This is a genomic window from Methylobacterium sp. 1030 (assembly GCF_040544715.1).
GTDB lineage: Bacteria > Pseudomonadota > Alphaproteobacteria > Rhizobiales > Beijerinckiaceae > Methylobacterium.
Genome location: NZ_JBEPKM010000001.1, coordinates 304,849 through 318,326 on the forward strand (window position 1 = coordinate 304,849; position 13,478 = coordinate 318,326).

16 protein-coding genes are annotated in these 13,478 nt (G+C 72.3%); 10 read left to right on the forward strand and 6 right to left on the reverse strand.

The genetic code is table 11. The features are described from left to right. Positions 1–44: 44 nt before the first annotated feature. From ABIC30_RS01505 to ABIC30_RS01535, 7 genes are all read left to right on the forward strand, one after another. Complete coding sequence (locus ABIC30_RS01505) at positions 45–1,901, forward strand: FUSC family protein (RefSeq protein ID WP_020091024.1); 1,857 nt, start codon at positions 45–47, stop codon at positions 1,899–1,901. After that, positions 1,898–2,122 carry a DUF1656 domain-containing protein gene (locus ABIC30_RS01510; protein ID WP_020091025.1) on the forward strand — a complete coding sequence of 75 codons (225 nt, stop codon included), beginning with the start codon at positions 1,898–1,900 and terminating at the stop codon, positions 2,120–2,122. The genes ABIC30_RS01505 and ABIC30_RS01510 overlap by 4 nt, the downstream gene beginning before the upstream one ends. A gap of 1 nt (position 2,123) precedes the next feature. Then, positions 2,124–3,119, forward strand: coding sequence for an HlyD family secretion protein (locus ABIC30_RS01515; RefSeq protein WP_020091026.1), 996 nt, complete (start codon positions 2,124–2,126; stop codon positions 3,117–3,119). Between the two features lie 92 nt (positions 3,120–3,211). Then, positions 3,212–4,243: an aldo/keto reductase gene (locus tag ABIC30_RS01520; protein WP_354453712.1), complete on the forward strand. Its 1,032-nt coding sequence runs from the start codon at positions 3,212–3,214 to the stop codon at positions 4,241–4,243. A gap of 135 nt (positions 4,244–4,378) precedes the next feature. Further along, entirely contained in the window at positions 4,379–5,317 is a 939-nt protein-coding gene (locus ABIC30_RS01525; RefSeq protein ID WP_020091028.1) for a pirin family protein, read from the forward strand. Positions 5,318–5,482: 165 nt separating this feature from the next. Continuing rightward, positions 5,483–6,019, forward strand: coding sequence for a hypothetical protein (locus ABIC30_RS01530; RefSeq protein ID WP_020091029.1), 537 nt, complete (start codon positions 5,483–5,485; stop codon positions 6,017–6,019). A gap of 31 nt (positions 6,020–6,050) precedes the next feature. After that, on the forward strand, positions 6,051–6,569 hold the full coding sequence (locus tag ABIC30_RS01535; protein WP_020091030.1) for a hypothetical protein: 519 nt from the start codon (positions 6,051–6,053) through the stop codon (positions 6,567–6,569). Between the two features lie 51 nt (positions 6,570–6,620). Here the strand turns inward: ABIC30_RS01535 and ABIC30_RS01540 are convergent, their stop codons facing one another. After that, positions 6,621–7,064 (reverse strand): Ros/MucR family transcriptional regulator, encoded by a 444-nt coding sequence (locus ABIC30_RS01540; RefSeq protein ID WP_020091031.1) that lies wholly within the window; start codon positions 7,062–7,064, stop codon positions 6,621–6,623. A gap of 121 nt (positions 7,065–7,185) precedes the next feature. On the opposite strand from ABIC30_RS01540, the gene ABIC30_RS01545 reads away from it, so the two are divergent. Continuing rightward, on the forward strand, positions 7,186–8,154 hold the full coding sequence (locus ABIC30_RS01545) for a helix-turn-helix domain-containing protein (RefSeq protein ID WP_026604602.1): 969 nt from the start codon (positions 7,186–7,188) through the stop codon (positions 8,152–8,154). A gap of 7 nt (positions 8,155–8,161) precedes the next feature. Here the strand turns inward: ABIC30_RS01545 and ABIC30_RS01550 are convergent, their stop codons facing one another. The 3 genes from ABIC30_RS01550 to ppk2 all read right to left on the reverse strand — a co-directional run bounded on the left by ABIC30_RS01550 (position 8,162) and on the right by ppk2 (position 10,225). Continuing rightward, positions 8,162–8,389 (reverse strand): hypothetical protein, encoded by a 228-nt coding sequence (locus ABIC30_RS01550; protein ID WP_020091033.1) that lies wholly within the window; start codon positions 8,387–8,389, stop codon positions 8,162–8,164. 561 nt (positions 8,390–8,950) lie between these two features. After that, the gene (locus ABIC30_RS01555) at positions 8,951–9,199 is read right to left on the reverse strand and encodes a hypothetical protein (protein ID WP_128083267.1); all 249 of its coding nucleotides are present in this window, start codon (positions 9,197–9,199) and stop codon (positions 8,951–8,953) included. 78 nt (positions 9,200–9,277) lie between these two features. Beyond that, positions 9,278–10,225 (reverse strand): polyphosphate kinase 2, encoded by a 948-nt coding sequence (gene ppk2 / locus ABIC30_RS01560; RefSeq protein ID WP_020091036.1) that lies wholly within the window; start codon positions 10,223–10,225, stop codon positions 9,278–9,280. Between the two features lie 154 nt (positions 10,226–10,379). On the opposite strand from ppk2, the gene ABIC30_RS01565 reads away from it, so the two are divergent. Continuing rightward, entirely contained in the window at positions 10,380–10,655 is a 276-nt protein-coding gene (locus ABIC30_RS01565; RefSeq protein WP_020091037.1) for a hypothetical protein, read from the forward strand. Positions 10,656–10,712: 57 nt separating this feature from the next. After that, positions 10,713–11,573, forward strand: a complete 861-nt coding sequence (locus ABIC30_RS01570; protein WP_020091038.1) for a hypothetical protein — start codon at positions 10,713–10,715, stop codon at positions 11,571–11,573. Between the two features lie 15 nt (positions 11,574–11,588). Here ABIC30_RS01570 and ABIC30_RS01575 read toward each other — a convergent pair whose 3' ends face one another. After that, a complete protein-coding gene (locus tag ABIC30_RS01575) occupies positions 11,589–11,969 on the reverse strand; it encodes a response regulator (protein ID WP_020091039.1) in 381 nt (126 codons plus the stop codon). Positions 11,970–12,097: 128 nt separating this feature from the next. Further along, positions 12,098–13,474, reverse strand: a complete 1,377-nt coding sequence (locus ABIC30_RS01580) for an LLM class flavin-dependent oxidoreductase (RefSeq protein ID WP_020091040.1) — start codon at positions 13,472–13,474, stop codon at positions 12,098–12,100. Between the last annotated feature and the right edge of the window lie 4 nt (positions 13,475–13,478).

Below are 13,478 nucleotides of genomic sequence, written 5' to 3' on the forward strand. Positions count from 1 at the left end.
TGCAGCCGGATTCCCGGACCCGCCCCGGCCGGCGAGGCCGCGCGATGGCCGGTGAGGTGGCCCTTTCCGACGACGCGCCGGGCCTCCTGCAGCGCCTCGCGGCGTGGTGGCCGCGCGAGGCGGCCGAGGCCGTGCGCATCGCGCTCACCGCCATCGCGGCGATCTGGCTCGCCATGTGGCTCGAGCTGGCGCTGCCGCACTGGGCCGGCTGGACGGTCATCTCGGTGACGCTCGCCACCCGCGCGGCCTCCCTGCGCAAGAGCCTGTGGCGCGCCGGCAGCACGCTGGTGGGCGTCACCGTCGCGATGGTGCTGGTGGCCAATTTCGCCCAGGCGACCCTGGCCTTCGACCTCGCGCTGGCCCTGTGGATGGGCCTGCTCACCGCGGCCTCCAGCGTCGAGAGCGGCCAGCGCGCCTACGGCTTCGCCTCGATGGGCTTCACCGTGCCGATCATCGCGCTGGCCGACGTGCAGAACCCGGAGGCCGTGTTCCAGATCGGCGTCGACCGCTGCTCGACGATCCTGCTCGGGATCGGCTGCGCCTACGCGTCGAACGTGTTCGTGGCGCCGGGCGTCCCCGCCGTCAGCCGCGCCCTGGCGGGGCGGCTCGAGGCGGCCGCGGAGGCCTGCGACGCCTGGATGGCCGCCCTGCGGCGGGGCGAGCGGCCCGGCCCGATGCCGATCGCCGCGGTCATGACCCTGGGCGAGGAGGTCACCGACACGTTCACCGAGCAGCCCTCCCTGCGCTCCGGCGGCCGCGGCATCCGCAACGCCGCCCCCCGGCTGCGGCGGGTGCTCGCCGCGGGCCTGCTGCGGGCGCTGCTGCCGGACCGGCCGGGATCGCGCTCGACCGACCTGATCGGGGCCGGCGGGGCGATCGCCGTCCGGCAGGTCGGGCGCGTCCGGGTCTCGGCGCGGCTCCTGCGGGCCGGCGGGCGCGTGGGCCGGCGGCGCGTCCCGTTCCGCCCGCACCTGCTCCTGTGGAACGACCTGGACTGGGACGGCTGGCACGCCTTCGACAACGCCCTGCGCACCGCCGCCGCCGTCCTGCTCGTCAACGGCTTCTGGTACGTCACCGGCTGGTCGCACGGGGCCGGCGCCGCGACCTGGGCGAGCCTCGTCTGCGTCCTGCTCGCCGCCCATGCCGACCCGCGTGCGGAATCCCGCGCCTTCCTGGTTGGCGCGCTGCTCGCCGGCGTGGTCGGGCTCACAGTCCGCTACACCCTGCTGACGACCACCGGGAGCTTCGCGCTGCTGGCCGCGGTGCTGCTGCCGGTGGCGATGCTGGCGGTGGTCGGCCGCGCCGACAAGCGCGCGATCTACGGGATCGGCTTCGGGTTCTTCGTCTTCGGCGTGCTCGATCCCAAGAACCCGATGACCTACGACCTCGCCGACTCGCTCAACACCGTGCTGGCCGAGCTGCTCGGCATGGCGGTGGCGGCGATCGCGTTCGCCGCCCTGCCGCCGCCGGTGAGCGCCGCGACCCTGCGCCTGCGGGCCCGACGCCGGCTGGTCCGGTCGGTGCGCGGCGCGGCCCTCGACCCGGCGCTCCTGCTGCCGCCGCTCGACCGCTACCTCGCCCGGGGCTTCGGCCGACTCGCCCTCATCGGCGCGGACGACGCGGCGGCCCGGAGCGGCGAGCGCCTGCTCGTCATCGGGCTCCTGCTGCTCGCCCTGCGGGAGACGGACGACCGGGAGGGCCGCCGCGTCGGCCGGGCGGTCTGGGCGCGGCTCGCCGCGTCCCGTCCGGCGGGGCCGGAGACGGTGCCGGATCCCTTGCGCGCGCTCGCCGACCGGGCGACCCTGCCCCTCCAGGCGGAGCGCATCGGGGCGCTGGCCGCCCTCGTGTCGGATCTCGACCGCGCGGGCTGGCCGAACCTCGATCCGGGAGGGCGGGCGTGATCGGCGTGGTCGGATTGCGGGCGGTCGACGTGCTGGGGCTCTTCGTCGAGCCCGCGGTGATCTGCCTGCTCGCCGCCCTGGTGATCACCTGGGCCCTGCGCTGGATCTTGGACTGGATCGGCATCAACCACCTTGTCTGGAACCGCGCCCTGTTCGACTTCAGCCTCCTGACCGCCGTGACGGCGCTGCTGATCCTGTCCCTGCGCGTCCAGGGCCCGTGAGATGGCCCTGAAACCGCGACCGTCGCTGCGCGACTGGCAGCCGCCGCCCGCCTACAACGTCGCCGCCACCCTGCTGGCGCTGGCGGCGGCCGTGGGCCTCGCCTACCTCGCCTTCCTCTACTACGCCTACACGCCCTGGACCCGGGACGGGCGCGTGCGCGTCTACACCGTGCAGGTGGCGCCCGAGGTCTCCGGCACGGTGGTGGCGGTCCGGGTCCGCGACAACCAGTTCGTCCGCAAGGGCGACGTGCTGTTCACGATCGATCCCGGCACGTTCAGGAACGCCGTGACCCAGGCCGAGGGCGCCCTCGCCAGTGCCCGGGCGCGGGCCGGGTACCTCGCGGGGATCGCGCAGCGCACCGCCGACCTCGACGACCTCGCCACCACGCCGCAGCAGAAGCAGACGACCAGCGGCCAGGCGCAGGCCGCCCAGGCCGACGTGGTCCAGGCGGAGGGTGCGCTCGCGCAGGCGCGGCTCAACCTGGAGCGCACGACCCTGCGGGCGACCGTGAACGGCTGGGTCACCAACCTGCTGCTGCAGGAGGGCGGGTTCGCCGCCACGGGACAGCCGGCGCTGACGCTGGTCAACGGCGACAGCTTCTGGATCGAGGGCTATTTCGAGGAGACGCAGCTCCCGCGCATCGGCGCGGGCGACGCCGCGCGCGTGTCGCTGATGGCGTGGCCGGACCGTCCGATCCGGGGGCGCGTCACCGGCCTCGGCCGCGGGATCAGCGTCGCCGACGCCGCCCCGGGCGTCCAGGGGCTGCCGACGGTCAACCCGATCTTCACCTGGGTCCGGCTGGCGCAGCGGGTGCCGATCCGGATCGACCTCGACGACGTGCCCTGCCCGATCGTGCTGGCGGCCGGGATGACGGCGAACGTCGCGATCCTGGCCGAGACAGCCGGGTCGCCGGACGCACTGCCGCCCGGCCGGCGCACGGGCGCGGCCGCCGGCCAGCGCTGCGACGGGGCGCCGGTCGTCGAGTCGCGGCGCTGACGACGCGCGCCGGCCGGGAAAACCGGGCGGCGCGGCGCGTTGATCCGGCAGGCGCGCCGCCGCGCGGCGGCCGCGATCGCGACGAGGACCCGATGGACTACAGGCAGTTCGGACGCTCCGGCCTCACCGTGCCGGTGCTCAGCTTCGGCACCGGCACCTTCGGCGGCACGAACGAATTCTTCCAGCGCTGGGGGCAGACGGACGTCGCCGAGGCGACCCGCATGGTCGATCTCTGCCTCGACTCCGGCGTCAACTTCTTCGACACGGCCGACATCTACTCGGGCGGCGCCTCGGAGGAGATCCTGGGCCAGGCCCTGAAGGGCAAGCGCGACCGGGCGCTGATCTCCACCAAGGCGACCTTCCGGTTCAACGACGAGCTGAACCAGGTCGGCTCCTCGCGCTACCACCTGGTCCGCGCCTGCGAGGCCAGTCTGAAGCGGCTCGGCACCGACCATATCGACGTCTACTTCATGCACGGCTTCGACGCCCTCACCCCCGTGGACGAGACGCTGCGGGCGCTCGACGACCTCACCCGCGCGGGCAAGATCGGCTATATCGGCGCCTCCAACTTCTCGGGCTGGCAGCTGATGAAGGCGCTCGCGACCTCCGAGCGCCACGGGCTCGCCCGCTACGTCGCCTACCAGGGCTACTTCGCGCTGATCGGCCGCCACTACGAGTGGGAGCTGATGCCGCTCGGCCTCGACCAGGGCGTCGGCCTGATGGTCTGGAGCCCGCTGGGCTGGGGCCGTCTCACCGGCAAGATCCGCCGCGGACAGGCCAACCAGAGCGGCCGCATCGCCGCCGGCGGCGCCGAGGGCGGGCCGCCGGTCTCCGACGACTACCTGTTCGGCGTGGTCGACGCCCTCGACGCCGTGGCGGCCGAGACCGGCAAGACGGTGGCGCAGGTGGCGCTCAACTGGCTGCTGACCCGGCCGACCGTCTGCAACATCGTGGTCGGCGCCCGCAACGAGGAGCAGTTGAAGCAGAACCTCGGCGCCCTCGGCTGGACCCTGACGGCCGAGCAGGTCGCCCGGCTCGACGCGGCGAGCCAGGAGACCCCGATCTACCCGTACTGGCACCAGCGCGGCTTCGACGAGCGCAACCCCAAGCCGACGCGCTGGTAGGCCGTCGCCCCGGCCGGGACGATCGAGCGATTTTTCAGAAACGATGCGTTTCGATCGTTTCTGTTCCAACCCGGACGCTCCCGGTCCAGGATGCCTGCGGATGGGGGGCCGATCCCCGCGCGGAGGAGCAAGGCGATGAGCTGGCACAGTGCCGATGACCCGATCCCGGGCGACCATTTCAGCTGCGACGCGATCCAGACCCTGATCGTGCCCCGCTCGCGCGATCTCGGCTCCTTCGCGGTGCGCCGGGCGCTGCCCTCCACCGAGTGCCGGATGGTCGGCCCCTTCATCTTCTTCGACCAGATGGGCCCCTCGGAATTCCTCCTCGGGCAGGGCATGGACGTGCGGCCGCACCCGCATATCGGCCTCTCCACCGTCACCTACCTGTTCGACGGCGAGATCATGCACCGCGACAGCCTCGGCACGGAGCTGCCGATCCGGCCGGGCGAGCTGAACTGGATGACCGCCGGCCGCGGCATCACGCACTCGGAACGCACCGCCCCGACGCTGCGTCAGACCGGCTCCCGCCTGTTCGGCATCCAGAGCTGGGTCGCGCTGACGGACCGGGACGAGGAGAACGCCCCCGCCTTCGAGCACTACGACGCCGCCGCGCTACCTGTCCTCACCGGCGAGGGCAAGACCGTCCGGCTGATCGCCGGCGAGGCCTTCGGCGCGCGCTCGCCGGTCCGGACCTCGAGCCCGATGGTCTACGCCGACGTGGCCCTCGAGGCCGGCGCCGTCCTGCCCCTCGATCCGACCTACGACGAGCGGGCGATCTACACGGTCGCGGGCGCCATCGAGATCGCCGGCGACGGCTTCGGCCCCGGCCAGCTGCTGGTGTTCCGCCCCGGCGACCGCATCAGCGTGCGCGCCACGGAATCGGCCCGGTTCATGGTGCTGGGCGGCGAGCCAATGGACGGCCCGCGCCACCTGTGGTGGAATTTCGTCTCGTCCCGGCCCGAGCGGATCGCGCAGGCCAAGGAGGATTGGCGCCAGGGCCGGTTCGACACCGTGCCGAACGACGCCGAGTTCATCCCGCTGCCGGAGGACCCGCAGCCCGTCCGCTACCCGTGAGACGGCCCGCGATCCGGCGGTCCCGCGCGACGTCGCGCGGGTATCGCCGCGGCAGCGCAACCCTAGCGCGAACATTAAGGAGTTGTTAACCATTTTCCGTCGGTGTGAGGCGGACGCCGATGCCTCACCGAAGGCTTGCGCTGCACCCTGTCGGCAGGACGCGTGATGGAACAGACGAAGCACCCCAAGGCCGAGGCGCTGGACCAGATCGATGCCGTCGCGCGCGACGCCCGCGAGCCGACGACCCGGATCCGCACCGGCAACCTCGTCCTGCTCGCCGCGGACGAGCGCGTCTCGGCGCAGGGGCGCAACCAGAACCCGTCGCCGGTCGAGCGGTGGCCCGACCTGCTGGAGCGGGTGCAGGGCGCGGCGCGCTACATCCGGAACGTCGAGGACCGGGCACAGGAGCAGGAGACGCACGTCCAGGACCTGCTGCGGCAGGTGCGCGCCGACATGGACGCGGCCCGCGCCCAGGTGCTGGCGGCCGAGCGGGAGACCCACGAGGTCCACGCGCAGGCGATCAAGCTGATCCAGGCCGCCGAGGACCGGGCCGCGGCCGCCGAGGAGCGGGCCGCGGCAGCGGAGCAGATGCTCCAGCGCATCGCCGAGACGATCGACGCGGAATTCGTGATGCAGCCGGGCGGACAGGTGACCGGCCAGGCGGGCAGCGCTCGGGCTTCCGCGACGCGGGCGGCTTCGTGACCGGCGCGGGCCCTGCGGAACCGCCACGGCGATGAACGCGACGTTCTGGGCCCAGCTCGACGCCCGCATCGCGCGCGAGCGCGGAGAACCGACGGAGCCGGCTCCGGGGATCGCCGACGGCCCCCTCGTGGCCGACGCACCGAGCCCGGCGGCGCGTTCCGAAGCGTCCCCCGAACCCGATCCGGAGACGCCGTCGCGGCCGGTGGCGGACTGGAGCCAGATCCTCGACACCCTGTCGGCCGCGACCGTTGCGAAGCAGGCGCAGGATCAGCGCCTGCACCAGCAATCGACCGCCTGCGAGACGCTGGCCGCGGATCTGGAGGCCGCCCAGCAGGAGATCCGGACCCTGCGGGCGCTCCTGGAGGAAGCGCGGGCGCAGGCGGCGCGGCAGGTCCTCGAACGCGAGGCGGAAGCCGACCGGCGCGTCCGGGAGGCCCAGGCGCGGGCCGAGGCCGCGACCCTGCGGGCGGCGGCGGCCGAGGACTGGCTCAAACGGATCGAGCAGGCGAGCCGGGATCTGCTGCCCGACGGACGGCACGCGGCCGCCTGAGGCCCGGAGCGCCAGCCACGAATCAGCCGCGGCCTGCCGAGGCGGGTCGGCTCAGGCGGCGCGCTCGCCCGGCACGCCGAGGCCGATGGAGCGCGCCAGCGCGGACCGGCGCTCGGCATATTCCTGCGCGACCATCGGATAATCGGCCGGCAGACCGTAGCGCTCGCGGTAGCTCTGCGGGTGCAGGCCGTGGGCCGTGAGATGGCGCTTGAGCGTCTTGTACCGGCGCCCGTCGATGAAGCTCACGATGCCGTCGGGCCGGATCGAGCTGCGGATCTGCGCGGCGGTAGGCCGGTCGCGCAGCGCGTCCGTGTCCCCCGCCGCCTCGATCGACGCCGCCCCGTTGGCGGCCAGCGCGGTGATCGCGTCGTGACACTGCGCGATGAGGGTCGGAAGGTCGGCGGTCGGAACCCGATTGTTCGATACATAGGCAGCGACGAGCCCTGCCGTCAGCACGATATTGGATTGGGGGCTGACGAGGGACGAATCGGACACGTTATGGGCTCCTGACAAGGTCGAGAACCCTCTTAGGTTGGTCGGCGCCGTTGCGCTTGCCTGAAAGCGTGCTACCGTTTTCCCGAGCGCGCGCGGCGAAGCATGAATACAAGAATTTTCTATGAGGACTTTGTTCTCTACGGCGGATTTCAAGCCGAAAGACAGTTTCCGCCTCTGGCGTGAGACGATCTTCGAGCGGATCGTGCCGGTCGAACTTACGCCTGCCGTGGCGCACGCTTTCACCGGCACGCTGGAGGCCGCGGAGGTCGGGCCGCTGCTGATCACGCGCGTGACGCAGAGCGCCGTCACCACCGTCGCGACCCCGGACACGATCCGCCGGCACGGCAAGTACGAGACCCTGAACGTCGCCATCACGCTCAAGGGCCGCGTGTTCAGCGCGCAGGACGACCGCACCGCGATCCAGAATCCCGGCGACATCGTCGTGATGGACCGTCGGCCGGCGACGATGGCCTCCGACGTCGACACGCAGACGCTGTTCGTCGAGCTGCCGCGCGCGGCCCTGGAGCGCGCCCTCGGCTCGACGCGCCGGTTCACGTGCCTCACGATCGGCGCGGATCAAGTCGGCACGTCGATGGTCACGACCTTTTTCCAGGAACTGGTCCGCAACGCGGAGCGCCTGACGCCGGACATGTCGAACCGCATGGCGTCGGTCGGCGTCGATCTCATCGTCGCGAGCATCGCGGAACGCCTCGCGCACGAGACCCCCAAGAACATCCAGGGCGTCCTGATCTTCCAGCGCGCGCTGGCCCACATCGAGGCCCATCTCGGCGACCTGAACCTCGACCCCGCCCGGCTCGCGGCGGCCGTCGGCGTGTCGCTGCGCCACCTCCAGGCCCTGTTCCGCGAGCAGGACCGCAACATCGCCGACTGGATCTGGCGGCGGCGGCTGGAGACCGCCGCGCAGCGTCTCGCCGATCCCGGCTTCGCCCATCTGGCCGTCGGAGAGCTGGCCTACAGCTGCGGCTTCTGCACCCAGAGCCATTTCAGCCGCCGCTTCAAGGACAGCTACGGGATCTCGCCGAGCGAGTACCGGTGGCGCAACCGCGGCGCGGACCAGCTCGCCGGCTGACGTCCGGCTACTGCAGGACGGCGCCCGCGGTGTTCGCGCGGATCCATCCCGGAGCGAGGATGTCGCCGCCCTCGGTGATGATCCAGGGATTGGCATCCTCGGCGTCGATCGCCGCGACCGCGGCGGCGAGGGCGGCCCGCAGCGTCGGGAAACTGTGCGACACGGCCACCCGGGCCGGCGCGTAGCCCGGCCAGAGGGTCAGTTCGGCGGGTCGGTCGAGATCGGTCGGCAGCATTGGTCGTGCGGGGCTGGAGGGGCACGCCGCCTGGGCCGCGGGCGTGCGGGGAAGCGGACGGAGAGCTGGCGCGCTCAGGCGGCCTTCGGCTTCGGCCGGGGCACGCGCACCTCGACCATCTGGCCGGTCATCGGGTTGAGGATCAGCATGTCAGCACGTCTCCGGTGGACCTGCCCGTAGAACGCCCGCCGATCGCGCCCGGATCGGGGCGGTCGGCGCAATTGTGCGGTTTGGGTAAACCGATCGTTCACCGTGAAGGCGCGCCGTTCATCCGCGCCGTCTCCGCCTCAGATTACAACCGGGCGTCGTGTGGTCGGAGGCCGGCACACCTACCGTTTTAGGCGTAGGATCCGACGCGCGTCGTCGCGATGGCCGAGCCGCGGGCATACAAAAGCCCGCCACGGCAGGACCGGGCGGGCGGAGTGGCGGCATAGGGTCGGGAGGTTCGCCGTGGCGGCGACCTGCCATCCCGCCCATGACGGCCGCATGACAGCGGTATGCCAGCGCGATGGAAGCGGCATGCCAGCCCCACGAATATCGCGCGACAGGCGGCCGATCCGGTCAGACCCGCTCCGGCTCCGCCAGCAGGATGGCGGCGCGGATGGCGGCCCGGCGCAGCCCGGCATCGGCCCAGGGCTGATCGATCAGCGTCCGGGCGAAGGGATGCGAGGCCACCGCGGCCGCGGGATCGATGCGGAAGCCGTCCCCGAACGCCACCGAACCGGGCGTGGGATCGGCCAGATAGGCGTCGACGACGGCCGAGACGTCGTCATCGACGATATCCAGGGTCGTGAACAGGTCGAGAGTCATGGGGCGCTTCGCCATGGCGGCGCTATAGCCGCGCCACCGCGACAGGATCACGACTCCCGCGCCGTCTCCGCGCCGCGATCAGAACGCGGCCGGAACGAGCATCGCGGCGGGGACCGGGCCGCGCACGTAGTCCGCGTGCCGCAGGCGCTCGGGCAAGTGGACCGCCGGGTGCTCCACGCTGCCGTAGGGGATCTGGTCGAGCAGGTGGCTGATACAGTTCAGGCGGGCCCGTCGCTTGTCGACCGCCTCGACCACCCACCAGGGCGCCTCGGGGATATGGGTCCGCGCCAGCATGTCCTCCTTGGCCCGGGTGTAGTCCTCCCAGCGGCGCCGCGACTCGACGTCCATGGGCGACAGCTTCCACTGCTTGAGCGGATCGCGGATCCGCATCCGGAAGCGGAATTCCTGCTCGGCATCGGTGATCGAGAACCAGTATTTTACCAGGACGATGCCGGAGCGCACCAGCATGCGCTCGAATTCGGGGACCGACCGGAAGAACTCCTCGACCTCCGCCTCGGTGCAGAAGCCCATGACCCGCTCGACGCCGGCGCGGTTGTACCAGGAGCGGTCGAACAGCACGATCTCGCCGCCGGCGGGCAGATGGGAGACGTAGCGCTGGAAATACCATTGCGTCCGCTCGCGCTCGCTCGGGGCGGGCAAGGCGGCGACGCGGCAGACGCGGGGATTGAGGCGCTGGGTGATCCGCTTGATCACGCCGCCCTTGCCGGCCGAGTCGCGGCCCTCGAACAGCACGACCACGCGCAGTTTCCGGTCCTGCACCCAGTCCTGGAGCCGGACCAGCTCGTGCTGCAGCCGGAGCAGCGCGCGGAAATAGACCTTGCGGTCGAGATGATCGGGCGGCGCGCCGCCGAGCTCGGCCGCGAGCCGGTCGAGGCGATCCTCCTCGAGCCCGAGTTCCAGCTCCTCGTCGTAGCTGTCGGCGAGGTCACGCCGGATCGCCTCCAGGGTGGCATCCGCGTTGGCATTCAAGGTGGCATCCGGGGCAGAGCTGTCGTCGGGCCGCATCGCCGGTTCTCCTGCGCGTCGCGGGGCCGACCTAGAGCAGCGTTCCGTGACACGCCTGAGAAAGCGCCGCGCCCGCGGCGGCCGATCCCATGTCGCGCCCGTGATCGTTCCGTCATACGGTTCCGCCACCGATCGGGGCGACCGGAGATGCGTCATGGCTGGAGAAGCGAAGAGGGCCGGGCCGAAGCGCCGGCGGGACGACCCCGATCCGGCGCGCGCCGAGGGCGAGAAGGTCGGCGCGCGCATCGATGCCGCCTTCGAGAAGCTCGCCGGGAAGCTGCGCGCCCGCGCCGACAGGGCCCGCGCCAAGCTCGACGCGGCGACGAAGGCCGAGAAGCGGGCGGTGCTGCTGCGCCGCTACGAACTCTACGCGGACGCGGCGGCCTATCTCGAGGAGCGGCTCGTCGATCGCGGGGGGCGATCCGCGTGATCTCCATCGACCCGGCCGGGCGCGGCGCCGCCCGACGCAGCTGACGGCGAGGATCCCATGTTCGACGCGACCAAGATGCTCGCCGACGCCCTCGGCGAGCACCTGGCCCTGACCTACCAGCGGACCTTCGGCAGCCGGGAGCCGCGCTACGCCGAGATCATCGAGGCCGCGGCGCGCCTGACGATCGAGCGGATCGTCGGGAGCGACGCCCTCTACCATGACGGCGACCACACGGCCCTCGTCACCCTGGTCGCCCAGGACATCCTCCGCGGCCGCTTCCTGCAGCAGGGCATCACGCCCGAGGACTGGCTGCACATGATCCTGGCCGCCCTCTACCACGACATCGGCTACGTGCGCGGCGTCTGCGCCGGAGACCGGCTGCAGGCCTTCGTCATCGACGCGCAGGGCACGACCGTCAGCCTGCCCCGGGGCGCCTCTGACGCGGCGCTGGCACCCTACCACGTGGAGCGCTCGAAGCTGGCCGTGCAGGAGCGCTTCGGCACGCACGATCTCGTCGACGCGTCCCGGGTCATCCGGGCGATTGAGCTGACCCGCTTCCCGGTCCCCGAGGACGATTCCCATCGCGAGACCGGGACCGAGGCCGGCCTGCTGCGGGCGGCCGACCTGATCGGTCAGCTCGGCGACCCGCTCTACCCGCGCAAATTGAACGCCCTGTTCCACGAATTCGCCGAGATCGGCGTCAACGCGGAACTCGGCTACGACAGCCCGGCCGACCTCGCGGAGCGCTACCCGTCGTTCTTCTGGGGCAAGATCGAGCCCGTGATCGGGGACGCGATCCGGTTCCTCGACCTCACGGTCGAGGGGCGGGGCTGGGTCGCGAACCTCTACGCCCACGTCTTCGCCATCGAGCACGACCGCCGGCGCATGGGCCCGCATCCCGGGCCGGGCCCTCTCTGAGGCGGCGCGGCGGCCTCAGGCGGCCGCGACGAGTCGGGTCACGGCCCGGACCAGCTCCGCCGCCACGAAGGGCTTCTCCAGGATGGGCCGGCTCGCCTCGGCCGGGGCGCCGGTGACCCGCACGTCGCCGGTGGCGAACAGGTACGGCACGCCGAGGACGCCGAGACGCTCGGCGACCGGATAGACGCTGTTCCCGTCGCCCAGATTCACGTCGAGCACCGCGGCGTCGGGCGTCTGCTCGGCGATCAGGTCCAGGGCGAGATCCGCGCGTGGGACCGGGCCGATCACCTCGGCCCCGGCGCTGTGCAACCAGCGCTTGACCTCGCTGGCGATGAGATACTCGTCCTCGACGACGAGGACGCGGCACCCGGACAGGGGCGGAACAGCCTCGGGCACGATCCCCTCCCATCGGCGCGCGACGATCCGAGAATAACCGCGCGACACGACCGGAGGTTCGCGCCGTTCGCATGATCCGCCACGCACCCCGACGGCGCGGGACCGCGCCGGCCCGCGCGGCGGGTCGATCAGCCCCCTGGCCGAGCCGGGGCGTCGGGCGGGGCGTCGGGCGGGGCGTCGGGCGGGAAGAAGCGGTTGGCCGGCCGCGCGAGGCCGAGATGGTCGCGCAGCGTCGTCCCGGCGTAGTCCCGGCGGAACAGCCCGCGCCGCTGCAGCTCCGGCACCAGCCGGTCGACCACGTCGTCGAGACCCTCGGGCACGAACGGGAACATCACGTTGAAGCCGTCGCAGGCGCGGGTCTCCAGCCACTCCTCCATCCGGTCGGCCACCTGCGCGGGCGTGCCGACCATCTGCAGGCCGCCGTAGCCGCCGACCTTGCGGGCGAGTTCCCGCACGGTCGCGCCGGTGCGGCGGGCGTAGTCGACGATCTGGGCCTGCCCGCTCTTGCTGGCGTTGCTCTCGGGGAGCTCCGGGAGCGGCGCGTCGAGGGCGAAGCCGGTCGCGTCGACGCCGAGGCGGACCGAGAGGTTGGCGAGGCCGCTGTCGGGATGGACGAGGTCGTCGAGGCGCGCCTTCTTGGCCTGCGCCTCGTCCTCCGTCTCGCCCAGGACGATGAAGCAGCCGGGCAGGATCTTGAGCTGGTCCGGGTCGCGCCCCGCCGCCGGCATCCGGCCCTTCACGTCGGCGTAGAAGGCCCGGGCCGCCTCCACGGTCGAGGCCGCGCCGAACACCATCTCGGCGGTCTCGGCGGCGATCTGCTTGCCGGCCTCGGAGGCGCCGGCCTGGACGATCACCGGCCAGCCCTGCACCGGCCGGGCGACGTTGAGCGGGCCCTTCACCTTCAGGAAGTCGCCGCGGTGGTCGAGGACGCGCATCTTCGCCGGGTCGAAGAACAGGCCGCTCGCCGGATCCATCGTGAAGGCGTCGTCCGCGAAGGAATCCCACAGGCCGGTCACCACGTCGAAGAACTCGCGCGCCCGGGCGTAGCGGGTGGCGTGCTCCAGATGCGCGTCGCGGCCGAAGTTCAGGGCCTCGTCCGGGTTGCCGGAGGTGACGAGGTTCCAGCCGGCCCGCCCCTTCGAGATGTGGTCGAGCGAGGCGAACTTGCGGGCGACGTGGTAGGGCTCGTTGTAGGTGGTCGACGCGGTGGCGATCAGGCCGATCCGATCGGTGAGCACGGCGAGCGCCGGCAGCAGGGTCAGCGGGTCGAACGACGTCACGGTGGCCGAGCGGCGGAGCGCCGCCACCGGCATGTTCATCACCGCGAGGTGGTCGGCCATGAAGAACGCGTCGAACTTCGCGGCCTCCAGCCGCCGGGCGAAGTGCGCCAGGTGCTCGAAGTTGAAGTTCGCGTCCGGATAGCTGCCTGGATAGCGCCACCACGCGGTGTGGATGCCGACCGGGCGCATGAAGGCGCCGAGATGCAGCTGGCGGTCCCGGCTCATCGCT

Bases quoted from the DNA above. Each gene is read 5' to 3' on its own strand.
- ABIC30_RS01505 (WP_020091024.1), top strand. From the start codon at position 45: ATGGCCGGTGAGGTGGCCCTTTCCGACGACGCGCCGGGCCTCCTGCAG.
- ABIC30_RS01515 (WP_020091026.1), top strand. From the start codon at position 2,124: ATGGCCCTGAAACCGCGACCGTCGCTGCGCGACTGGCAGCCGCCGCCC.
- ABIC30_RS01520 (WP_354453712.1), top strand. From the start codon at position 3,212: ATGGACTACAGGCAGTTCGGACGCTCCGGCCTCACCGTGCCGGTGCTC.
- ABIC30_RS01525 (WP_020091028.1), top strand. From the start codon at position 4,379: ATGAGCTGGCACAGTGCCGATGACCCGATCCCGGGCGACCATTTCAGC.
- ABIC30_RS01530 (WP_020091029.1), top strand. From the start codon at position 5,483: ATGGAACAGACGAAGCACCCCAAGGCCGAGGCGCTGGACCAGATCGAT.
- ABIC30_RS01535 (WP_020091030.1), top strand. From the start codon at position 6,051: ATGAACGCGACGTTCTGGGCCCAGCTCGACGCCCGCATCGCGCGCGAG.
- ABIC30_RS01545 (WP_026604602.1), top strand. From the start codon at position 7,186: ATGAGGACTTTGTTCTCTACGGCGGATTTCAAGCCGAAAGACAGTTTC.
- ABIC30_RS01550 (WP_020091033.1), bottom strand. From the start codon at position 8,389: ATGCTGCCGACCGATCTCGACCGACCCGCCGAACTGACCCTCTGGCCG.
- ABIC30_RS01555 (WP_128083267.1), bottom strand. From the start codon at position 9,199: ATGACTCTCGACCTGTTCACGACCCTGGATATCGTCGATGACGACGTC.
- ppk2 (WP_020091036.1), bottom strand. From the start codon at position 10,225: ATGCGGCCCGACGACAGCTCTGCCCCGGATGCCACCTTGAATGCCAAC.
- ABIC30_RS01565 (WP_020091037.1), top strand. From the start codon at position 10,380: ATGGCTGGAGAAGCGAAGAGGGCCGGGCCGAAGCGCCGGCGGGACGAC.
- ABIC30_RS01570 (WP_020091038.1), top strand. From the start codon at position 10,713: ATGTTCGACGCGACCAAGATGCTCGCCGACGCCCTCGGCGAGCACCTG.
- ABIC30_RS01580 (WP_020091040.1), bottom strand. From the start codon at position 13,474: ATGAGCCGGGACCGCCAGCTGCATCTCGGCGCCTTCATGCGCCCGGTC.